This is a genomic window from Jongsikchunia kroppenstedtii DSM 45133 (assembly GCF_000380485.1).
GTDB lineage: Bacteria > Actinomycetota > Actinomycetes > Mycobacteriales > Mycobacteriaceae > Jongsikchunia > Jongsikchunia kroppenstedtii.
In genome coordinates this window covers 166,941-187,914 of the sequence record NZ_AQYG01000049.1, presented here as the reverse complement: position 1 = coordinate 187,914, position 20,974 = coordinate 166,941, and the positions used below count along the sequence as shown (strand labels likewise).

Here is a 20,974-nt window from a genome sequence, read left to right as displayed (position 1 = left end):
GTCACAGCCATGAACTCGGCACAATTGCACCGCGAATGGGCGGGCGACCTCGACCCGCGGACCCTGTACCGCCTCCTCAAGCTGCGGCAGGACGTGTTCGTCGTGGAGCAGGAATGCCCGTACGAGGAACTGGACGGCCGCGATCTCGAGCACGACACCCGTCATCTGTGGCTGGAGGAGGATGGCGAGATCATCTGCACCCTGCGGCTGCTCGAGGAGCATGAGGGTGGAAAGTCATTCCGGATCGGGCGGCTGTGCACCACGCCGTCTCGGCGCGGGCAGGGTCATACGACGCGGCTGCTGCAGACCGCGCTCGCCGATGTGGGCACCCTGCCGTGCCGCATCCATGCGCAGACGTACCTCGTGGACATGTACGCCAAGCACGGCTTCGAGCCGGAGGGGGAGGAATACCTCCTCGACGGTGTGCCGCACGTACCGATGTTGAGGGCGGGTGGCAAGGCGTGGCAGAAGAACTGACAGCGCCCGTCGATCTGTATCCGTTCCCGTTTTCGGCCATCGTCGGTCAGGAACAGCTGAAGCTCGCGCTGATCCTCAATGCCATCGCGCCCGGCATCGGCGGCGTGCTGATCCGTGGCGAGAAGGGCACCGCGAAGTCGACGGCGGTGCGGGCCGTCGGCGCGCTGCTCGGTCACGGTGCGGCGGTGGTCGACCTGCCGATCGGCGCCACCGAGGATCGCGTCATCGGTTCCATCGACCTGCAGAAGATCCTGTCGGACGGTGAAAAGGCTTTCACTCCAGGGCTTCTCGCGCGGGCACACGAGGGTGTGCTGTATGTCGACGAGGTCAACCTGTTGCCCGACCACCTGGTCGACGTGCTGCTCGACGCGGCCGCGATGGGCCGAGTGGTGGTCGAGCGCGATGGCATCTCGCACTCGTATGCGGCGCGGTTCGTGTTGGTGGGCACGATGAATCCCGAAGAGGGTGAGCTGCGCCCGCAGTTGCTGGATCGGTTCGGCCTGGCCGTCGATGTCGCCGCGCCGCGTGACATCGACGCTCGCACCGCGGTGATCGAGCGCCGGATGGCGTACGACGCTGATCCGGAAGCCTTTGCCGCACAGTACCGACCGGCAGATGATGATGCCGCCGCGCGGATCGCGGCGGCCCGGGCACAGGTCGCGTCCGTGCAACTGTCGTCGCGCATCCTTCGGCAGATCGCCGCTCTCTGCGCGGAATTGGATGTCGACGGCTTGCGTGGCGACATCGTGGTGGCCCGCGCGGCGCGCGCCCACGCGGCGTGGCGCGGGGCCGACGAAGTCGCCGATGAGGACGTCGAGGTGGCGGCGGAGCTCGCGCTGCCGCATCGCGCCCGGCGAAATCCGTTCGACGAGCCGGGCCTGCCGCCGGAGGATCTGCAGCAGGCGCTGGATTCAGCTCGGCAGCAGACGGATTCGGACGACGAACCGGATCCCGATCCCCAGCCGGACGGCGGCCTGCCCGAACCGGACGGCGACCCGAGCGAGTCGCCGGACGCATCGCAGCGACCCGAGAACGCCCCCGCGCCGGACGGCACCGTCGGCCGCAGCAAGGCCGCGTCCGCGGTGACCCGGCTGCGTCTGGAAGGCGTCGGGAACGGTGACGCGGGTCGGCGCAGTGCTGCCCGAACCACTCGTGGTGCCGCGGTCCGCGCCCTGCCGCAGGGCGGCAACGGAATTCATGTCGTCGGGACGGTCCTGGCGGCCGTCGAAGCGTCCGTCGATCGCGACGGCGACGAAATCTCGGTGGAGGCCCGCGACGTCCGGGGTGCTGATCGGCGCGGCAAAGAGGGCAATCTGATCGTCTTCGCCCTCGACCTGTCCGGCTCGATGGCCGCCCGCAAGCGGCTCGACACCGTCACCGAGGCCTGCGTCGCGTTGCTCCGCGACGCGTACCAGCGTCGGGACCGGGTCGCCGTCGTCGCCTTCCGGGGCGCGCAGGCCGAGGTCGCGGTGCCGCCGACGCGATCGGTCGACGTGGCCGTCCGACGGCTGGCGGAGCTGCGGACTGGCGGCCGGACGCCGCTGGCCGAGGGGCTGAGGTCGACCTATGAGGTGATCACCCTGGCCCGGCGGCGGGAGCCGGAGCGCCGCGCGATCGTGGTGCTGCTGACGGATGGTCGGGCGACGTCCGGTCCGGACGCTGTCGCGCGCGCCCTGTCGGCGGCTGGCCGATTGCGCCGCACCGGAACCGGCGCCGTCGTCGTCGACTGCGAACAGGGCATCGTCCGGCTCGGACTGGCCCGCGAGGTCGCCGCCGCGCTCGGTGCCGGTCATCTGCCGCTGTCTGAGCTGACGGCCGGCAGTATCACCGCGATCGTTCAGTCGGCCGCCTGAGCCCGGCTGACCCACAGGAGGAAGCCGTGCCGCAGGGAGTCCCCGAAACCGTGCCCGACGACGGGCTCACCACCCGGCAGCGCCGTAATCAGCCGGTGCTGGCGGTCCATACCGGCGCCGGAAAGGGCAAGTCGACGGCGGCGTTCGGCATGGCCATGCGCGCCTGGAATGCGGGGCTGTCGATCGGGGTCTTCCAGTTCGTCAAGAGCGCCAAGTGGCGGGTCGGCGAGGAGACCGCGCTGACCGCGCTCGGGCGGCTGCACGACGAGACCGGTGAAGGCGCCGCGGTGCAGTGGCACAAGATGGGCTCGGGCTGGTCGTGGATCAAGCACGGTGATACCGAAACCGACCATGCGGCGCAGGCCTTGGCGGGGTGGCAGGAGATCAAGCGACGTCTCGCGGCCGAGGAGCACGACTTCTACGTGCTCGACGAGTTCACCTATCCGCTCAAGTGGGGCTGGATCGACACCGACGAGGTCGTCGAGACGCTGCGGGGGCGGCCGGGGCGCCAGCATGTCGTGATCACCGGTCGTGATGCACCGCCGGCGCTGATGGATGCGGCCGATCTGGTCACCGAGATGACCAAGCACAAGCATCCGATGGATGCGGGACGCAAGGGCCAGAAGGGCATCGAGTGGTAGTTCCGGCCGTGGTGCTCGCCGCCCCGGCGTCGGGCAGCGGTAAGACGACACTGTCCACCGGCCTGATGGGCGCCTTGCGGGCCGCCGGTCATCGCGTGGCGCCGTTCAAGGTGGGACCCGACTACATCGATCCCAGCTACCACGCCGTCGCCGCCGATCGGGTGGGCCGCAACCTCGATCCGGTACTGGTGGGTGCGGATACCGTTGCGCCGCTGTACAAATCGGGGAGCGCGGGCTGCGATATCGCGATCATCGAAGGGGTGATGGGGCTGTTCGACGGTCGCATCATCCCCGGCGACCGCGCACCGATCGCGGCAGGTTCGACCGCCCAGGTGGCCGAAATCCTCGGCGCCCCGGTGATTCTCGTCGTCGACGGCTCGGGCCATGGCCACACGCTCGCCGCCGTGCTGCAGGGCCTGGTCGGCTATGCGAGCTCGGTCCGGGTCGTCGGCGTCATCCTCAACCGCGTCGGATCCGAACGTCACGAGGCGGTGCTGCGCGACGCCTGCGAGCGCGCCGGTATGGCGGTCTTCGGGGTGGTGCGCCGCGATCCGGCGATGACGCTGCCGTCGCGACATCTGGGGCTGGTCCCCGCGGCCGAGCAAGTGCAGCAGGGGATCGATGCGGTCGCCGCCATGGTCGAGGTGGCGCGCGCCGAACTCGATCTCGACGCCATCGTCGCGGCGGCCGACAGCCGCGTCGCCGATGTCGCACCCTGGAATCCGCGGACCGCGCTCGGCGACGAATTCGCCGCGCCCACAACACGTCCGCGGATCGCGGTCGCCGGGGGACCGGCCTTCACCTTCTCCTACGCCGAGCACGGCGAGCTGCTGGCGGCGGCGGGCGCGGAGATCGTGACCTTCGATCCGCTCCGGGACCGGCTGCCGGACGATGCCGCGGGCATCGTCATCGGCGGCGGGTTCCCGGAGGTGCATGCCGCCGAGCTGTCGGCGAATGATCCACTGCGGCGCGACATTCGGCGGGCCGCGGACCGCGGGGTGCCGATCCACGCCGAGTGCGCCGGATTGCTGTACCTGGGTACGGAACTCGATGGCAGCCCGATGTCCGGGGTACTGTCGATCCACGGACATTTCGGCAGCCGACTGACGCTGGGCTATCGCGACGCCGTCGCCGTGACGGACTCCGCACTGTTTCGCGTGGGCGAACGTGTCACCGGTCACGAATTCCATCGCACCGGTATCCAACCGATGGCCGACGCCGCGGTGGCGCCGGCCTGGGGCTGGCGGGACGGGGCGGCGCGGACCGAGGGCGTGGTGCACGGCGGCGTCCATGCGTCGTACCTGCATGTCCACCCGGCGGCGGTGCCGCACGCCGTCGGCAGATTCGTCGCCGCGGCAGCCGAATTCGCGGCGCGGCCAGGCGACATCGCGGCCGTCGACGGCCACTAGGTACGGTTTTCCCCATGACCGAACCCCGGAGCGATCACTATCTGGTGGGCCTCGCCCTGCGGGGCCGCCGCGTCGTCGTGGTCGGCGGTGGCTCGGTGGTGGCGCGCCGGCTGGCCGTCCTTGCGGCCTCCGGCGCCGACATTCACATCATCTCGCCGGAGGTGACGCCGACCGTGGAGTCGTTCCCGGGCGTCACCGTGCACCGGCGCCGGTATGCCGAGGGCGACCTCGACGGCGCCTGGTACGCGATCGCCGCGACCGACGACCCGGCGGTCAACGCCCAGGTCGTCGCCGAGGCGGATGGTCGACGAATCTTCTGTGTCCGAACGGATCTCGCGGCCGAGGGCTCGGCTGTCACGCCGGCCACCGTGCGCCACGACGGACTGACGGTCGGCGTGCTCGCCTCCGGCGACCATCGCCGCAGCGCGGCGGTGCGATCGGCGATCGGTGCCGCGCTGGCCGGCGACGGCCTGGCGGACGCAGGGCTTACCGATGCGGCCGAGCCGCATCCGGCCGGCGTCGCGCTGGTCGGCGGCGGCCCCGGCGATCCCGATCTGATCACCGTGCGCGGCCGCCGGCTGCTGAGTCAGGCCGACGTCGTGGTCGCCGACCGGTTGGCGCCGGGTGAGCTGCTCGACCGGCTCGGCCCGTCCGTCGAACTGATCGACGCCGCGAAGGTGCCCTACGGCCGGGCGATGGCGCAGCAAGCGATCAACGATGTGTTGATCGACCGCGCCAAGGCCGGCAAGTTCGTTGTCCGCCTCAAGGGCGGTGATCCATTCGTCTATGGACGCGGTTTCGAAGAAGTGCAGGCCTGCGCCGAGGCGGGCATCCCGGTGACGGTGGTGCCGGGCATCAGCAGCGCCATCGCGGCGCCCGCGGCCGCGGACGTCCCGGTCACGCATCGCGGCGTCACTCACGAGGTGGTCATCGTCTCCGGACATGTCGCGCCCGACCACCCCGATTCGCTCGTCGACTGGGATGCGATCGGCCGGATGAGCGGCACCGTCGTGCTGATGATGGCCGTCGCCCGCATCGAGAAGTTCGCCGACGCGTTGATGGCCGGCGGCCGGGCTGCCGACACCCCGGTGGCGATCATCGAGAACGGCACGCTGCCGACGCAGCGGGTGACCCGGACGACCCTGGCGGCCGCCGCCGACGCCGCTGAGCAGGCGCAAGTGCAGCCCCCGGCCATCGTGGTCATCGGTCCGGTTGCCGGGCTGCGCCGTTGATCCCTGTACCGTAGATCTTCGTGACTTTCCCCCCGATGACGTCGTCCATGCGGATGACGTCGATGCAGCTGACCCCGTGGCAGAGGATTTCGTGACGGCCATGCAGTCGGCGCAGCCCGCAACCCGGGACAAGGTCTTCGGCCCGCCGATCTTCGTGCTCGGCGGGATGCAGCTGCTCGTCGTCCTCGACGGGACCGTGGCCGCGCTGGCCCTGCCGCGCATTCAGGACGCGCTGTCGATGAGCGAGTCGACCAGCAAGTGGGTGATCACCGCCTATGTGCTGGCGTTCGGCGGCCTGATGCTGCTGGGCGGACGGCTCGGCGACACCTTTGGCCGCAAGCGGATGTTCGTCGTCGGCGTAACCGCCTTCACCCTGACCTCGCTGCTCTGCGGTTCGGCCTGGGATCAGTACAGCCTGATCGTCGGTCGCGGCCTGCAAGGCGCGTCGGCGGCCATCGCGGCCCCGACGGCGATGGCGCTTTTGGCGACCACCTATACCCCGGGCAAGGCCCGCAACCAGGCGTTCGCGGTGTACGCCGCGATGACCGGCGTCGGCTCGGTCGCCGGGCTGATCGCAGGCGGCGTGCTCACCGAGATCACCTGGCGCCTGGTGTTCTGGATCAACGTGCCGATCGGTGTCCTGGTGGCAGTCGGCGCGGTGATGTTCCTGCGCGAGTCGCAGGGCGAGCGGCTGGCCCTGGACGTCAAGGGGGCGATCCTCGCCACTGTCGGCTGCACGCTGCTCGTGCTCGCGGTGAGCGAGGGGCCGAACGGCTGGTCGCAGCCGGTGGTTGTCGTGTCGTTCGTGCTGGCCGCAATCGCCCTGGCGTGGTTCCTGCTCGTGCAGCGCAAGGCCACCCATCCGATCCTGCCGTTTGAACTCTTCAGCAACCCCAGCCGGGTCGCCGCGCTGATGGCGATCCTGCTGGCCGGCGCGATCATGATGTGCATGGCCGTCTTCATCTCCCAGTTCCTGCAGGGGATCCTGAAGTACAGCCCGGTCGAGAGCGGGCTGTCGGTGGTGCCCTTCGCCTTCGGGCTCGGCATCGCGGCGGCCATCGCCTCCAAGCTGTCGCTGCGTTTCAGCCCGCGGTGGCTGGTGATGGTCGGCGGCGCGATCATCCTGTGGTCGTGCGTCTACGCCGCGTCGATCTCATCGAAGCATCCGCCGTATCTGCCGGATATCGGGCTGACGGTCGCGGTCGTCGGATTCGGTGTCGGATTCGCCGTCATCCCGCTGACGCTGTCGGTGGTGGCCGGCGTCCGGCCGACCGAGATCGGCCCGCTGACCGCGCTGGCACAGGTCGCGCAGAATCTCGGCGGTGCGATCGGTCTGGTGATCGTCGGGGCGATGGTGACCTCGCGTGCGCTGTCCAAGGGCGGCACCACCGCGCCGGTGAAGGAGATGAACGCCGAGCAGCTCGCGGCCCAGGCCAGCGGCTACGGCGTCGCGTTCGCGGCCTGCGCCGGCATCGCGGTGCTCGCGGGCATCGTCGTGCTGTTCATGCGGTTCACTCCGGACGAGGTCGCGGAGGGCCAGGCGGCCCAGGATCAGGCCAACACCGGTCTCGGCGACTGACCGCAACCCACACCGAAATCCGCGCCGCTTCCCGCCACGCTGACCGAAATCCGCGCCAGTTCTGTGGATCCGCGCCACCTACAACCGGCGCGGATCCACAGAACCGGCGCGGATTTCTGGTGTGGATCGGAATTCACGTCAGTCGGTCAGCACGACCAGCTGGGTGTCCGACGCGATCTCCACGCGCTGGCCCCTCGTCCCCGGCCGACCGTCGGCGACCACCTTGGCGATCTCGTCGATGGTCGCGGGTGCCGCCGACGAGGTGGCCAGCGATCGCGCGATCAGCCCCTTGTGATGCTTGTTGAAATGGCTGACGACGCTGCGGCTGCCGTCCGCCGCCTCGGTCAGCACCTGGACGGTGATGGCGCCGGGCACCGGTCCGAGCTGCTGGTACACACCTGATCGCAGATCGATCACCACATCGTCGGCCGCCGACAGCACCATGGTCAGCTTCGGCTTCCATTGCGAGCCAAGCGTTCCCAGTCGCGGCAGCTTGTTTCCGCCCGAGAGCCGGTAGCCGGGGATCGGGTCGGCGGCGCGGGTCGCGCCGAACAGCGCGGAGCCGATACCGACCCGCTCGGCGACCAGGACTCGGTCGGCCTTGCTCAGCGAGCCGTAGTCGAAGGCGTCGTAGAGAACGCCGGTGTACCGCTCGATGGCGGGCCGGGTGCCGGTGGTCCACAGTGCGGCATTGCGGTCGATCTCGCCGCGCTGAGACTTGCTCAGGCCCAGCCACTTCTGGCTCAGCTCCGGCTTCGCGGCGAGCCGGACCAGCACGTCGGCGAGCTTGCGGCGGATCGCGGTGAGCTCGGGGAACGACAGCGCGTCCAGGTCGAGGGGAGCACCGTCGCCGCCGTCGGCCTTGGTCTCGGACGGGGGCAGCAGAATCAGCACGGTCGCAGAGCCTATCGCGACCGTCGCGGGTCGTCGGTGAACGGCGGAGGGTCGCCGCACCGGCAATTGATTTTCGGCCAGGGCCTACTGCCCATATGCTGGTCAACCGTGATTACCCGCATGTCCAAGCTGTTCCTGCGTACCCTGCGCGACGATCCCGCCGACGCCGAGGTCCCGAGCCACAAGCTGCTGGTCCGCGCCGGTTACGTGCGCCGGGTGGCGCCGGGCGTGTACACCTGGCTGCCGTTGGGGCTGCGGGTCCTGCACGCGGTCGAGAACGTGGTCCGCGAGGAGATGGATCGCATTGGTGCGCAGGAGATCTCGCTGCCTGCACTGCTGCCGCGCGAGCCCTACGAGCAGACCAATCGCTGGCACGAGTACGGCGACGCGCTGTTCCGGTTGAAGGACCGCAAGGGTTCCGACATGCTGCTCGGGCCCACCCACGAGGAGCTGTTCGCGCTGCTGGTGAAGGGCGAATATTCGTCGTACAAGGACCTGCCGGTCACGCTGTACCAGATCCAGACCAAGTACCGGGACGAGGAGCGGCCGCGCGCCGGCATCCTGCGCGGGCGCGAGTTCATCATGAAGGACTCGTACTCGTTCGACCTGGACGACGCGGGTGCCAAGGCGTCCTACAGTGCCCATCGCGAGGCCTACCAGGCGATCTTCGAGCGCCTCGCGGTGGAGTACGTGATCGTCAAGGCGACCTCCGGTGCGATGGGCGGCAGCGCGTCCGAGGAGTTCCTCGCGGTGAGCGAGGTCGGCGAGGACACTTACGTCCGCAGCGAGACCGGCTACGCCGCCAACGTCGAGGCCGTGATCACGACCGCGCCGGAATCCCGCCCGATCGAGGGACTGCCGGCCGCCGTCAGCCACATCACCGGCGACACCCCGACCATCGCGACCTTGGTCGACTGGGCCAACGGGGCATTGGATCGCGAGGTCACAGCCGGCGACACCCTGAAGAACATCCTCGTGAAGACCCGCTTGGGCGACGACGCCGAATGGGAGCTGCTCGGCGTGGGCGTACCCGGCGACCGCGAGGTCGATTTCAAACGGCTCGAGGCCTCGCTGGAACCGGCCGAGGTGCAGCTGCTCGAAGATGCGGACTTCGCCAAGTACCCGTTCCTCGTACGCGGGTACATCGGACCGAAGGCGCTGCAGGCCAACGAGGTTCGCTACCTGGTCGACCCGCGCGTGGTCGACGGCACGGCCTGGATCACCGGCGACGACGAGCAGGGCAAGCATGTCGTCGATCTGGTCTGCGGCCGCGACTTCACCCCGGACGGCACCATCGAGGCCGCCGAGGTCCGTGACGGTGACCTCGCCCCCGACGGCACCCCGCTGGTCTCCGCCCGGGGCATCGAGATCGGTCATATCTTCCAGCTCGGCCAGAAGTACACCGACGCCTTCGAGGTCGACGTGCTCGGCGAGAACGGCAAGCCGGTCCGGCTCATCCAGGGGTCGTACGGTGTCGGCGTCTCGCGGCTGGTCGCGGTGATCGCCGAACAGCATCACGACGACAAGGGGCTGCGCTGGCCCAAGTCGGTGAGCCCGTTCGACGTGCATCTGGTGATCGCGAACAAGGATCAGACCGCCATCGACGGGGCCGAATCCCTTGCTGCCGAACTGGACTCGCTGGGCGTCTCGGTGCTGCTGGACGACCGCAAGGCCTCGCCGGGCGTGAAATTCAAGGACGCCGAGCTGGTGGGCATCCCAACGGTCGTGGTGGTCGGCCGCGGTTACGCCGACGGCGTCGTCGAGCTGCGGGACCGCTTCGCCGAGGGCGCCACGGAGCTGCCGGTGGCCGATGCCGCTGAGGCGATCGCTGGAATCGTCCGCGACTGAAGGGCAGACTCGGCGGTATGAGTACCCCGAAGTCTGCCGAACCCCGCCCGATCGACCCGGATTGGCTGGCCGTCGATCAATACCTGGTCGACACGCTGCTGGGCGCCGATCCGGCGCTCGACCACGCGTTGGCCGCCAACGCTGACGCTGAGCTCCCGCCGATCGACGTGTCGCGCGCGCAGGGCGAGATGCTGGGACTGCTGGTGCGCGCGACCGGCGCGCGCCGCGTCCTGGAGGTCGGCACGCTCGGCGGATTCAGCACCATCTGTCTGGCCCGCGGGGTCGGCGCCGACGGCTCGGTGATCACCTGCGAATACGAGCCGCGGCACGCCGAGGTCGCCCGGTCGAACATCGACAGCGCGGATGTCGGGGACCGCGTGGAGATCCGGGTGGGCGCGGCACTCGACACGTTGGCGGCCCTGGCGGAGGAGAACGCGGGCCCCTTCGACTTCGTCTTCCTCGACGCCGACAAGGAGAACAACGCGAACTACCTGGAGTTGTCGATGGCACTGACGCATCCGGGGTCGCTCATCGTGGTGGACAACGTGATTCGGCGCGGCGCCGCCGCCAACCCGGACACCGACGACGAACGGACGCTCGGCACGCGGGCGGCGTTGGAGTGGCTGGGGTCGGACGAGCGGGTCGACGCCACCGCGGTGCAGACCGTCGGCACCAAGGGCTGGGATGGTTTCGCGATGGCAGTCGTGCGGTAGCGCCCTGAAAACCTGACCAGAGCGCGGATTCATACCGAATACGGGCATGAGTCAGCGCTCTGGTCAGGTTTTCGGGGGTGAAACGACGATCAGTTGCCGCTGCCGGGCAACGCCACCGTGGCCGGCGAGATCTTCAGCGCCAGGCGCCAGTTTGCTGCACGGGTGGCGCAGCCGGTGAGCGCGGGCACCGACAGCTGGCGGTCCGACGGGCGATCGGTGATCTCCAGCAGCGCGCGATAGGCGGTGGCGCACTCGGTTTCGGCGGTCAACGCGACCTGCAGTGCGGAGGTCGGATCGGTCACCGGCTGCGGCAGGGTGTAGCCGATGGCCGCGAGCGGCGCGGGCACGCCGGTGCCGTTGAACGCGGTGGTCAGCGCCTGCCGGTTGGCGCGATGTTCGGTGATCGCGTCCGAGATGGCGGCCGCCCGCGACGGCGCGGCGTAGGCGGCGACCACGCCGTAGGCGAAGATCGCGGCGTTCTCGGCATTGAGCGCGGTGGTCAGCGCGTCGGTCGTGGTGGTCATGCCAGTTGCACCTGCACTTCGGTCGTCACGGCGGCGGAGATCGAACCGCAGAGTCCGGCGCGGTACCCGTCGACGATGACGGCCAGGTCGCCGGCGCGCTTGGCGGATGCGGTCAGCTGCTGACGCAGCGACGCGACCGTCGGGTTGACCGGCGTCGTGAACATCGGCGCCGAGGTTGCCTTCTTGCCCCGGCTGGAGTCGATCGCGATCAACTCGGCACGGAGAGCGTCCGCGTGTGCCCCGCGCTCGTTGGCGATCACTGTCAGGGCCGCGGTGCGATCGGGTTCATGCGGGAGTAGTGAGCGGGCCAGGGACTGGTCCGCCAGCGCGTCGAGCCACAACGGTGTCAGCTGCTCGATCTTGGCCTTGCGAACGTTCTCGGCGGAGTCGGAGCATCCCGAGAGGGCCAGGCCGCCGGCTACGGCGAGGCCGCCGACCGACGCGGCGGACAGAAAGGTGCGCCGGGAGAGGGGTCGCCTGGGGACGGTGCTTCGCGCTGCCACGCCGACCATCCTGCCGCACGGCCGCGGCACGCGGCGGGGAGGCCGACATTCGCCAGTGGCGACAGGTAAACTCGCCGTATTCTCGGCGACCGGGCACGGCCGCCCGGATGGAAGCGCCCACAACTGCACACGACAACTGCACAAGGAGGATCGGATGCCGCTCACGAGCGAGCAGGTGACCGAACTGGCCAGCCCGATAGTCGCCGGCCGCGGATTCGACCTCGAGGATGTGACCGTCAGCCGGGCCGGCGCCCGGAGCGTGGTGAAAGTCGTGGTGGACAGCGCTTCCGGTCCCGAATTGGACGAACTCGCCGCGTTGAGCGACGGGATCTCTCGTGCCCTGGACGACGACGAGTCGATCGGATCGACCCCGTTCACGCTGGAAGTGACCTCGCGCGGCGTCGATCGTCCGCTGACCGAGCCGCGCCACTGGGTGCGATCGTTGGGCCGCAAGGTGGAGATTGCCTTCGCCGATCCGGCGGCGGCCCCGTTGACCGGCCGGATCGGTGCGAGCGCCGACGGCAGTGTCGATATCGTGGTGGCCGATCGCAAGAAGGGCCCGAGCATCACCCCGGTGGCATTGGCGGATGTGGCGAAGGCCCTTGTGCAGGTAGAGTTTTCGCGGCCGAATGCTGATGAGCTGCGCATGTGCGGACTGGACGAGCAGCAGATCGAGGCCCGGATGGACGTCAGGAAGGACGACAAATGAATATCGATATCGCCGCGCTCCGGATGATCGAGACGGAGAAGGAGATCCCGCTCGAGACCGTCATCACCGCGATCGAGACGGCGCTGCTCACGGCCTACCGGCATACCGAGGGCTTCGCGCAGCATGCGCGCATCGACATCGACCGCAAGTCCGGGCAGGTGCGGGTGATGGCCCAGGAGCGTGATGAGGACGGCAACGTCGTATCCGAATGGGATGACACCCCTGAGGGATTCGGCCGCATCGCGGCGACCACCGCGCGCCAGGTCATCCTGCAGCGGCTGCGCGATGCCGAGAATGAGAAGAATTTCGGCGACTTCGCCACTCACGAGGGCGAGATCGTCGGCGGTGTGGTGCAGCAGGATTCGGCCGCCAACGCGCGCGGACTGGTCGTGGTGCGGATCGGCAGCGAGGCCGCCGGCACCGAGGGCGTCATCCCGGCGGCCGAGCAGGTGCCTGGCGAGACCTACCGGCACGGCGACCGCATCAAGTGCTACGTCGTCGGCGTCGCGAAAGGCCATCGGGGAGTGCAGATCACGCTGTCGCGCACGCACCCCAATCTGGTGCGCAAGCTGTTCTCGCTCGAGGTGCCGGAGATCGAGGACGGGTCCGTCGAGATCGTCTCGGTGGCCCGCGAGGCCGGTCACCGGTCGAAGATCGCGGTCCACACGGGCGTTTCCGGACTCAACGCCAAGGGCGCCTGCATCGGCCCGATGGGGCAGCGGGTGCGCAACGTGATGAGCGAGCTGGCCGGCGAGAAGATCGACATCATCGACTTCGATACCGATCCCGCCGTCTACGTGGGCAATGCGCTGTCGCCGGCGAAGGTGGTCTCGGTGGAGGTCATCGACCTGGCCGGCAAGGCGGCGCGGGTGGTCGTGCCGGACTACCAGCTGTCGCTGGCTATCGGCAAGGAAGGCCAGAACGCGCGGCTGGCGGCGCGGCTCACGGGCTGGCGCATCGACATCCGATCGGATGCGCAGGACGCGGGCGCTCCGGAGTCGGCGGGCCAGAACTGATGCCCGTCGCGATCGTCACCGGCGCCAACACCGGAATCGGCCTGGCGGCCGCGAAGAACTTGGCCGCACAGGGCTATACGACGGTGTTGGCCTGCCGTAACCAGCAGAAGGCGGATGCCGCGCGGACCGACATCGTGGGCGAAAACGGCGACGCGGACGTCCAGGTCATGTCGATCGATCAGGCCTCGCTCGGGCATGTCCGCCGGTTCGCCGATGAGGTCGCGCAGCGCTTCGGCGGAGTGGACGTGCTGGTGAACAACGCCGGGGCGTCGCCGCTGCGGCAGGAGATCACCGAGGACGGCTTCGAGATGCAGTTCGGCGCCAACTATCTGGCGCCGTTTCTGCTGACCCATCTGCTGCTGCCGCAGCTGGTCACGGGGGAGTCGGGAGACAGCCGCATCGTGCATCTGGCGTCGGTGGCGCACAACATCGGCCGGATGCGCGAGTCCACCTGGCGCGGTCGCAAGCCGTACTTCACGCTGACCGCGTACGGACAGTCGAAGATGGGCAATCTGATGTTCAACTACGCGCTGGCCCGCCGGCTGCCGTCGGGGGTGTCGACGTTTGCGATCCATCCCGGTTCGACATCTGGCGCGATACCCCGAAACCGATCTATTGGGCGCTCAAGCCGACCTTCGTCACGACGGACGTCCCGGGTCGGCTGATCGCCGACATCGCCACATCGGACGAGTACCGCGGCCGGTCGGGCGACTACCTGACGGTGCAGAACCCCAACCCGGTGCGCGGCTACGCCCGGAATAAGGAAAATCAGGAGGCGTTGTACCTCCGCAGTTGCGAGCTGGTCGGGGTCGATCCGCTGCCGCCGACGGTCGTCTGACGCACGGTTCGGCCGTGATTTATGTCCGGCACCGCGACCCGGCATCCGGCGCGGCGCAAACCGATTTGACCAGACGGTAGACTGTACGACGGTTCACCGTGATCACATCCCGTCACCGCCCGGAGCGGACCTGCATCGGCTGCCGCGCCACCGTGGTTGTCGACGGCCTGATCAGGCTCGCGTTGCTGGATGGGCGCGTGGTTGTCGATCAACGGCGGACCTTGCCGGGACGAGGCGCCTGGCTGCATCCTGACCCGCAGTGTCTGCGGCAGGCGATGCGGCGCAAAGCGGTCGGAGCGGCGTTGGTCAATCGACGTGACATGGGGCGCAGTGTCCCGATCGTCGACCCAGAGCAGTTGGCCGACCAGTTCGCTTCGGCGATCAGGGAGGCAACCCGGCTAACGCCGGGGAAACCAGACAGGTAGTAGAAGACATGAGCACACCGTGAAGTCACCACGATGAGCACGTTTCGGCAATAAACCGAGGTCGTAGCGGGTCCACCGCTCGACCTCCAAGTGAGGAGAGCAGTGCCAGGCAAGGCCCGCGTCCACGAACTAGCCAAAGAGCTTGGCGTTACGAGTAAGCAAGTACTCGAGCGTCTGAAGGAGCAAGGCGAGTTCGTCAAGTCCGCTTCATCCACCGTCGAGGCCCCTGTGGCCCGACGGTTGCGCGAATCATTCCCCGCCGCCGGTGGCGACGCCAAGCCCGCAGCCAAGAAGGCTCCGGCGAAGAAGGCTGCCCCGAAGAAGGCCGCCGCCGATGTGCCGGAGGCTCCGGCGGAAGCTGTGGCGGCACCCAAGCCGGCGGCTCCGAAGCCGGCCGCCCCGAAGGCCCCCGAGCCGGCGCCGGTCGAGTCGGCTGCGCCCGCCGCTGCCGCTCCGGCCCCCGCAGCGCCGGCAGCCGAGGCTGCTGCTCCGGCCGCACCCGCGGCCCGTCCTGCACCGCGTCCCGCCGGCCCGAAGCCCGGTCCGCGCACGCCGCGGGTGGGCAACAACCCCTATTCCTCGCAGGCTCCGGTCGAGCGTCCGGCACCTCGCCCCGCGCCCGGCCCCGGTGGTCCGCGCCCCGGTCCCGGTCGTCCGGCAGCCGGTCGGCCCGGCCCCGGCCAGGGCGGCCCGCGTCCCAGCCCCGGCAGCATGCCGCCGCGCCCGAACCCGGGCGCGATGCCGGCCCGTGCGGCCCGGCCCGGCCCCGGCGGCGCCCGTGGTGGCCCCGGCGGTCGCGGCGGCGCGCCCGGTCGTGGTGGTCCCGGTGGCGGTGGCGGTGGCTACCGTCCCGGCGGTGGCGGCGCGCCCGGCGGAACCGCAGGCGGTCCTCCCGGTGGCTTCCGGGGTCGTCCCGGTGGCGGCGGACGCGGTCGTGGCGGCGGTGCCGCCGGTGCCTTCGGCCGTCCGGGCGGCGCACCGCGTCGTGGTCGCAAGTCGAAGCGAGCAAAACGCGCCGAGTACGAGAACATGCAGGCGCCCGCCGTCGGCGGCGTTCGGCTGCCGCGCGGCAACGGCGAGACCATCCGGCTCGCCCGCGGCGCCTCGCTCTCGGACTTCGCGGAGAAGATCGATGCGAATCCGGCATCGTTGGTGCAGGCGTTGTTCAATCTCGGCGAGATGGTGACGGCGACCGAGTCGGTCAACGACGAGACGCTGGAACTGCTCGGCGGCGAGATGAACTACGTCGTGCAGGTCGTCAGCCCGGAGGACGAGGATCGCGAGCTGCTCGACAGCTTCGACCTGACCTACGGCGAGGACGAGGGCGACGAGGACGACCTCGAGATCCGGCCGCCGGTGGTGACCGTCATGGGTCACGTCGACCACGGTAAGACCCGACTGCTCGACACGATCCGTAAGGCGAACGTCCGCGAGGGCGAGGCCGGCGGCATCACCCAGCACATCGGTGCCTACCAGGTCGTCGTCGACTTCGACGGCACGGAGCGTCCGGTCACCTTCATCGATACCCCGGGTCACGAGGCGTTCACCGCCATGCGTGCGCGTGGTGCGAAGGCCACCGACATCGCGATCCTGGTGGTCGCGGCCGACGACGGCGTCATGCCGCAGACGGTGGAGGCGATCAACCACGCCCAGGCGGCCGACGTGCCGATCGTGGTGGCGGTCAACAAGATCGACAAGGAAGGCGCCGATCCGCAGAAGATCCGCGGCCAGCTCACCGAGTACGGGCTGGTGGCCGAGGACTTCGGCGGCGAGACGATGTTCGTGGACGTGTCGGCCAAGCAGGGCCAGAACATCGAGCAGCTGCTCGAGGCCGTCCTGCTGACCGCGGACGCGGCCCTGGACCTGCGCGCCAACCCGAATATGGACGCCCAGGGCGTCGCGATCGAGGCGCACCTCGATCGCGGCCGCGGCCCGGTGGCGACCGTGCTGATCCAGCGCGGAACGCTGCGCGTCGGCGACTCGATCGTGGCGGGCGACGCCTACGGCCGCGTGCGCCGCATGGTGGACGAGCACGGTGAGGACGTCGAGGCGGCCCTGCCGTCGCGGCCCGTCCAGGTCGTCGGTTTCACCTCGGTGCCCGGCGCCGGCGACAACCTGCTTGTCGTCGACGAGGACCGGATCGCCCGGCAGATCGCCGACCGTCGTAATGCGCGCAAGCGCAACGCGATGGCCGCGCGCAGCCGCAAGCGGATCAGCCTGGAAGATCTGGATGCCGCGCTGAAGGAGACCAGCGAGCTCAACCTGATCCTCAAGGGCGACAACGCCGGTACCGTCGAGGCGCTCGAAGAGGCCCTGCTCGCCATCGAGATGGACGACGAGGTGCAGCTGCGCGTCATCGACCGCGGTGTCGGTGGTGTCACCGAGACCAACGTCAACCTGGCGTCGGCGTCGAACGCGATCATCATCGGGTTCAACGTCCGGGCCGAGGGCAAGGCGACCGAGTTGGCGAACCGCGAGGGCGTCGACATCCGGTACTACTCGGTGATCTACCAGGCGATCGACGAGATCGAGAGTGCGCTCAAGGGCATGCTCAAGCCGATCTACGAAGAGGTCGAGCTGGGCCGCACCGAGATCCGGGCGATCTTCAAGTCGTCCAAGGTCGGCAACATCGCGGGCTGCATGGTGCAGTCGGGCATCGTCAAGCGCAACGCGAAGGCGCGCCTGCTGCGTGACAACGTGGTGGTCGCCGAGAACCTCACCGTCTCGTCGCTGCGGCGCGAGAAGGATGACGTCACCGAGGTTCGGGAAGGTTTCGAATGCGGTTTGACGCTGACCTACTCGGATATCAAGGTCGGCGACATCATCGAGACGTACGAGCTGCAGGAAAAGGCTCGCGACTAGCTGGAGCCAGCTGAACGACCGGCGGCGTTTCGCGGAGGCCCGCAAGGGAAAGCGCCTTTGCGGGGCCCCGCGAAGCCTTGCCGGATCGTCCAGCTGATCTCCAGCTAGCAGCACGGAGGCACGTTGATGTTTACCGGTTCACTGGAGGCTGATCTGCTGCTCGGCGATGTGCATTCGCTGAAGCAGAAGCGATCGGTGGTGCGACCCATCGTCGCTGCACTCGTCAAGATGCAGGTCTCGGCCGCCGAAGTCGGCGACCAGGCCCTGCATCGACGGGCGCGGATCGGCGTGGCGGTGGCTGCGGCTGATGCCCGGCACGCCGGCGAGGTGCTCGACTCCTGCGAGCGCCTGCTGGCGAGCCGGCCAGAGGTCGAACTGTTGTCAGTGCGTCGAAAGGTTCGCGGCGACGATGACTGAGTTGGATACTGAAAGCCAGAATTGGGTAGCGAAAGACCCGGAGCTGGTTACTGGACAGCCGACAGCGGCACGGATGCTGTCGGCCGTAGTGATGGAAAGGACCGAGACACGTGGCTGACCCGGCACGCGCACAGCGACTGGCCAAGCGGATCTCGGCGATCGTCGCCTCGGCGATCGGCGGCGAGATCAAGGATCCGCGACTGCGCCATATCACTATCACCGATGCCCGCGTCACCGGCGATCTGCACGACGCGACCGTGTTCTACACCGTGATGCCCGAGACCCTCGGCGAGCAGCCCGACTACGACGCGGCCGCTGCTGGACTCGCGAAGGCTCGTGGCATCCTGCGCAGCAAGGTCGGCGCGGGCACCGGCGTCCGGTTCACCCCGACCCTGACCTTCGTGCTGGATACCGTGCCGGACACGGCCCGCGAGATGGACGAGCTGCTGGCCCGTGCCAAGGCGCATGACGCCGAGGTCGCGGCCCGGGCCGCGGGTGCTCGACCGGCCGGCGACGCCGATCCCTACCGAGACACCGGCGCTGCCGAGACCGGGCAGGACTCCGAGTGACCGCGGTATCGGCCGAACCGGCGCCCAGCATGCCCGCACCCGTCGATGCGATCGCGGACGTGCTGGCGGCCGCGACCGCCGTGACGATCTGCTGTCACACTCGACCGGATGCCGACACCATCGGCAGCGGCCTGGCCCTGGGGATGGCGCTGCGCCGCCGCGGCGTCGCGGTCCAGGTGTCGTTCCCGTCGCCGGCGCAGCTGCCGGAGCCGCTGTCGGGACTACCCGGCGTCGATCTGCTGGTGGCGCCGGAGGACGTGGCCGGCTCGGATGTGGTCGTCACCGTCGATTGCGCGAGCGTCGAACGTATCGGCTTGTTGGCCAAGCATTTTGACGCGGCGTCGACGCAGATCGTGATCGATCATCACGTGTCGAATGCCGGGTACGGCACCGTCAATCTGGTCGACGGCGAGTCCAGCTGCACGGCGGAGCTGATCCTGATGGTGCTCGACGCCATGGAGATCCCGCTCGATACCGACCTGGCGACCTGCCTGTACGCCGGCCTGGTCACCGATACCGGATCGTTCAAATGGAGTGGGCCGCAGTCGCATCGGACCGCGGCCCGGCTGCTCGAGGCCGGCGTCGACGGCCGCGAATGGACCCGTCGGCTGCTCGACACCCACCAGTTCCTCTGGCTGACAATGGTTTCCAAGGTGCTCGCCACCGCGGTGCTGGTTCCTGAAGCGTTCGACGGGGCCGGCCTGGTCTACGCCGTCGTCGATCAGGTCACCGCGGCGGGGATGAGCTGGGAGCAGGCGGAGAGCGTCGTCGACATCGTTCGCACCACGGCCGAGGCCGAGGTTGCGGCCGTATTCAAGGAGACGTCGCCGAATCGCTGGGCGGTCTCCATGCGGTCGAAGACGCAGATCGACTTGATCCCGGTGGCGCGGGCGGCCGGGGGCGGCGGACATCGGCATGCCGCCGGGTTCACCAGCGAGGGGACAGTCGACGAGGTCGTCGCCGCCTTCGTCGCCGCCGCGGTCTGACGTTGCCCGCGGGTTCCCCCATGGTCGCGGCGAGCCCGGGACGCGTTCTTCGGCTGGCCGGTTCGGCCCTGGTCGTTCTCGTGGCCGAGCCGCTCTACCTGCTGCTCGATCTGGCGGTGGTCGGTCGCCTGGGGGCCGCCGATCTCGCCGCATTGACCGTCGGGGCCCTGGTGCTGTCGGTGGTGAGCACCCAGCTGACCTTCCTGTCGTACGGCACGACGGCTCGCTCGGCCCGCAAGTTCGGTGCCGGCGACCGGGCGGGAGCGGTCGCCGAGGGCGTGCAGGCCAGCTGGATCGCGGTCGGCGTCGGGCTGCTGATCGTGGTCGTTATGCAGCTGGCGGGCCCGGCGGTGCTGTCGGCGCTGACCGGGGACGACGCGCTGGCGCGCAGCGCCACCGGGTGGTTGCGGATCGCCGTCTGCGGCGTGCCCTTCATCCTGCTGTCGATGGCCGGCAACGGCTGGATGCGCGGCGTACAGGACACCCGGCGCCCGATCGTGTTCGTCTCGGCCGGGTTCGCGATCTCCGCGGTGCTGTGTCCGCTGCTCGTGCACGGGCTGGCGGGGGCGCCGCGGCTGGGTCTGCCCGGCAGCGGGTGGGCCAACCTGATCGGGCAGGGGATCGCCGGCATCGCCTTCGTGGCTCGGGTGATCCGCGAGAACGCGGTGGCGGGCGGCACGTCCTCGATCCGGCCGCACCGGCCGATGATCATCGCGCAGCTGCGGCTGGGCCGAGACCTGATTGTGCGGTCGCTGTCATTCCAGGTGTGCTTCCTGTCTGCCGCGGCCGTCGCCAGTCGTGTGGGCGTCGCCGCGGTCGCCGCACATCAGACGGTCCTGCAGGTGTGGAACTTCTTGTCGCTGGTGCTCGATTCGCTGGCGATCGCCGCGCAGTCGCTGGTCGGGGCTGCGCTGGGGGCACGGGTGCGGATCGGTGACCAGGCCGCGCGCGACGCGACATCGATCGCGATGCGCGTGACCCGCCTGTCGGTGGCGCTGGCCGTGGGACTGGCGGTGGTGCTCGCCGCCGGCCACACGGTGCTGCCGCGGATCTTCACCGCTGACAACGCAGTGCTGGATGCGATCGCGGTGCCCTGGTGGTTCCTGGTGGTGATGCTGCCGCTGGCAGGGGTGGTCTTCGCACTCGACGGGGTGCTCCTGGGCGGCGGCGATGCGGCGTACCTGCGGACGACGACACTGGGCGCCGCGTTGATCGGGTTCCTGCCGCTGATTTGGCTATCGCTAATATTCAGTTGGGGGCTGGTGGGGATCTGGTCCGGATTGACCGCGTTCATGGCCCTGCGTCTGATCGCCCTGGTGGCCCGAATGCGGTCGGGCCGCTGGGCCACGATCGACCTGAAGACGTGACGTTCAGCTAACTAACGGATCGCCGGATTTGTCCGCAGGTTATTAAATGACTACTTGTAGGTAACTTTCAGGCATCGTTCGTACGATCAGTAAGTTGTGAGTTCCGATACGG

The 20,974-nt window shown here is 69.2% G+C and carries 20 protein-coding genes; 17 read left to right on the top strand and 3 right to left on the bottom strand.

All coding sequences use genetic code 11. From position 1 onward, the window contains the following. Positions 1-9 precede the first annotated feature (9 nt). The 6 genes from G341_RS0114965 (at position 10) to G341_RS0114940 (ending at position 7,191) form a co-directional block, all read left to right on the top strand. Positions 10-477 (top strand): GNAT family N-acetyltransferase, encoded by a 468-nt coding sequence (locus tag G341_RS0114965; RefSeq protein WP_018179970.1) that lies wholly within the window; start codon positions 10-12, stop codon positions 475-477. Further along, positions 462-2,330: a VWA domain-containing protein gene (locus G341_RS0114960; RefSeq protein WP_018179969.1), complete on the top strand. Its 1,869-nt coding sequence runs from the start codon at positions 462-464 to the stop codon at positions 2,328-2,330. The genes G341_RS0114965 and G341_RS0114960 overlap by 16 nt, the downstream gene beginning before the upstream one ends. 26 nt (positions 2,331-2,356) lie before the next feature. Further along, complete coding sequence (cobO, locus tag G341_RS0114955; protein ID WP_018179968.1) at positions 2,357-2,971, top strand: cob(I)yrinic acid a,c-diamide adenosyltransferase; 615 nt, start codon at positions 2,357-2,359, stop codon at positions 2,969-2,971. After that, a complete protein-coding gene (locus tag G341_RS0114950; RefSeq protein WP_018179967.1) occupies positions 2,965-4,380 on the top strand; it encodes a cobyrinic acid a,c-diamide synthase CobB in 1,416 nt (471 codons plus the stop codon). Before cobO ends, G341_RS0114950 begins: the two co-directional genes overlap by 7 nt. Before the next feature lie 14 nt (positions 4,381-4,394). Next, a complete protein-coding gene (gene cobA, locus G341_RS0114945) occupies positions 4,395-5,612 on the top strand; it encodes a uroporphyrinogen-III C-methyltransferase (RefSeq protein WP_018179966.1) in 1,218 nt (405 codons plus the stop codon). Positions 5,613-5,712: 100 nt separating this feature from the next. After that, the gene (locus G341_RS0114940) at positions 5,713-7,191 is read left to right on the top strand and encodes an MFS transporter (protein WP_026303716.1); all 1,479 of its coding nucleotides are present in this window, start codon (positions 5,713-5,715) and stop codon (positions 7,189-7,191) included. 138 nt (positions 7,192-7,329) lie between these two features. Here the strand turns inward: G341_RS0114940 and G341_RS0114935 are convergent, their stop codons facing one another. After that, on the bottom strand, positions 7,330-8,085 hold the full coding sequence (locus tag G341_RS0114935) for a YaaA family protein (RefSeq protein WP_018179964.1): 756 nt from the start codon (positions 8,083-8,085) through the stop codon (positions 7,330-7,332). A 120-nt stretch (positions 8,086-8,205) separates the two neighbouring features. On the opposite strand from G341_RS0114935, the gene G341_RS0114930 reads away from it, so the two are divergent. Further along, positions 8,206-9,933, top strand: coding sequence for a proline--tRNA ligase (locus tag G341_RS0114930; protein WP_018179963.1), 1,728 nt, complete (start codon positions 8,206-8,208; stop codon positions 9,931-9,933). 17 nt (positions 9,934-9,950) lie between these two features. After that, the gene (locus G341_RS0114925) at positions 9,951-10,646 is read left to right on the top strand and encodes an O-methyltransferase (protein WP_018179962.1); all 696 of its coding nucleotides are present in this window, start codon (positions 9,951-9,953) and stop codon (positions 10,644-10,646) included. Between the two features lie 89 nt (positions 10,647-10,735). Here the strand turns inward: G341_RS0114925 and G341_RS0114920 are convergent, their stop codons facing one another. Together G341_RS0114920 and G341_RS0114915 are read right to left on the bottom strand one after the other, a co-directional pair. Further along, positions 10,736-11,170: a ferritin-like domain-containing protein gene (locus tag G341_RS0114920; RefSeq protein ID WP_018179961.1), complete on the bottom strand. Its 435-nt coding sequence runs from the start codon at positions 11,168-11,170 to the stop codon at positions 10,736-10,738. Further along, the gene (locus G341_RS0114915; protein ID WP_026303714.1) at positions 11,167-11,673 is read right to left on the bottom strand and encodes a twin-arginine translocation signal domain-containing protein; all 507 of its coding nucleotides are present in this window, start codon (positions 11,671-11,673) and stop codon (positions 11,167-11,169) included. Before G341_RS0114915 ends, G341_RS0114920 begins: the two co-directional genes overlap by 4 nt. 154 nt (positions 11,674-11,827) lie before the next feature. On the opposite strand from G341_RS0114915, the gene rimP reads away from it, so the two are divergent. From rimP to G341_RS0114870, 9 genes are all read left to right on the top strand, one after another. Beyond that, positions 11,828-12,382 carry a ribosome maturation factor RimP gene (rimP, locus tag G341_RS0114910; RefSeq protein ID WP_026303713.1) on the top strand — a complete coding sequence of 185 codons (555 nt, stop codon included), beginning with the start codon at positions 11,828-11,830 and terminating at the stop codon, positions 12,380-12,382. Further along, on the top strand, positions 12,379-13,398 hold the full coding sequence (nusA, locus tag G341_RS0114905) for a transcription termination factor NusA (RefSeq protein WP_018179958.1): 1,020 nt from the start codon (positions 12,379-12,381) through the stop codon (positions 13,396-13,398). The genes rimP and nusA overlap by 4 nt, the downstream gene beginning before the upstream one ends. After that, positions 13,398-14,063, top strand: coding sequence for an SDR family NAD(P)-dependent oxidoreductase (locus tag G341_RS22190; RefSeq protein WP_245557007.1), 666 nt, complete (start codon positions 13,398-13,400; stop codon positions 14,061-14,063). The genes nusA and G341_RS22190 overlap by 1 nt, the downstream gene beginning before the upstream one ends. 271 nt (positions 14,064-14,334) lie before the next feature. After that, a complete protein-coding gene (locus tag G341_RS23550; RefSeq protein ID WP_018179956.1) occupies positions 14,335-14,661 on the top strand; it encodes a YlxR family protein in 327 nt (108 codons plus the stop codon). 102 nt (positions 14,662-14,763) lie between these two features. Then, a complete protein-coding gene (infB, locus tag G341_RS22180; RefSeq protein ID WP_026303712.1) occupies positions 14,764-17,523 on the top strand; it encodes a translation initiation factor IF-2 in 2,760 nt (919 codons plus the stop codon). A gap of 126 nt (positions 17,524-17,649) precedes the next feature. After that, positions 17,650-17,940 carry a DUF503 domain-containing protein gene (locus G341_RS0114885; RefSeq protein ID WP_018179954.1) on the top strand — a complete coding sequence of 97 codons (291 nt, stop codon included), beginning with the start codon at positions 17,650-17,652 and terminating at the stop codon, positions 17,938-17,940. Between the two features lie 110 nt (positions 17,941-18,050). Then, complete coding sequence (gene rbfA / locus G341_RS0114880) at positions 18,051-18,509, top strand: 30S ribosome-binding factor RbfA (protein ID WP_018179953.1); 459 nt, start codon at positions 18,051-18,053, stop codon at positions 18,507-18,509. A gap of 29 nt (positions 18,510-18,538) precedes the next feature. Further along, positions 18,539-19,495, top strand: a complete 957-nt coding sequence (locus G341_RS0114875; protein WP_026303711.1) for a DHH family phosphoesterase — start codon at positions 18,539-18,541, stop codon at positions 19,493-19,495. 20 nt (positions 19,496-19,515) lie between these two features. Next, positions 19,516-20,862 (top strand): MATE family efflux transporter, encoded by a 1,347-nt coding sequence (locus G341_RS0114870; protein ID WP_018179951.1) that lies wholly within the window; start codon positions 19,516-19,518, stop codon positions 20,860-20,862. Positions 20,863-20,974 lie beyond the last annotated feature (112 nt).

Excerpts from the sequence above, each read along its gene's own strand:
- G341_RS0114875 (WP_026303711.1), top strand. The coding sequence starts at position 18,539 with ATGCCCGCACCCGTCGATGCGATCGCGGACGTGCTGGCGGCCGCGACC.
- rimP (WP_026303713.1), top strand. The coding sequence starts at position 11,828 with ATGCCGCTCACGAGCGAGCAGGTGACCGAACTGGCCAGCCCGATAGTC.
- nusA (WP_018179958.1), top strand. The coding sequence starts at position 12,379 with ATGAATATCGATATCGCCGCGCTCCGGATGATCGAGACGGAGAAGGAG.
- cobA (WP_018179966.1), top strand. The coding sequence starts at position 4,395 with ATGACCGAACCCCGGAGCGATCACTATCTGGTGGGCCTCGCCCTGCGG.
- G341_RS0114920 (WP_018179961.1), bottom strand. The coding sequence starts at position 11,170 with ATGACCACCACGACCGACGCGCTGACCACCGCGCTCAATGCCGAGAAC.
- G341_RS0114885 (WP_018179954.1), top strand. The coding sequence starts at position 17,650 with ATGTTTACCGGTTCACTGGAGGCTGATCTGCTGCTCGGCGATGTGCAT.
- G341_RS22190 (WP_245557007.1), top strand. The coding sequence starts at position 13,398 with ATGCCCGTCGCGATCGTCACCGGCGCCAACACCGGAATCGGCCTGGCG.
- G341_RS0114930 (WP_018179963.1), top strand. The coding sequence starts at position 8,206 with ATGTCCAAGCTGTTCCTGCGTACCCTGCGCGACGATCCCGCCGACGCC.
- G341_RS0114965 (WP_018179970.1), top strand. The coding sequence starts at position 10 with ATGAACTCGGCACAATTGCACCGCGAATGGGCGGGCGACCTCGACCCG.
- G341_RS0114925 (WP_018179962.1), top strand. The coding sequence starts at position 9,951 with ATGAGTACCCCGAAGTCTGCCGAACCCCGCCCGATCGACCCGGATTGG.
- G341_RS0114870 (WP_018179951.1), top strand. The coding sequence starts at position 19,516 with ATGGTCGCGGCGAGCCCGGGACGCGTTCTTCGGCTGGCCGGTTCGGCC.
- G341_RS0114940 (WP_026303716.1), top strand. The coding sequence starts at position 5,713 with ATGCAGTCGGCGCAGCCCGCAACCCGGGACAAGGTCTTCGGCCCGCCG.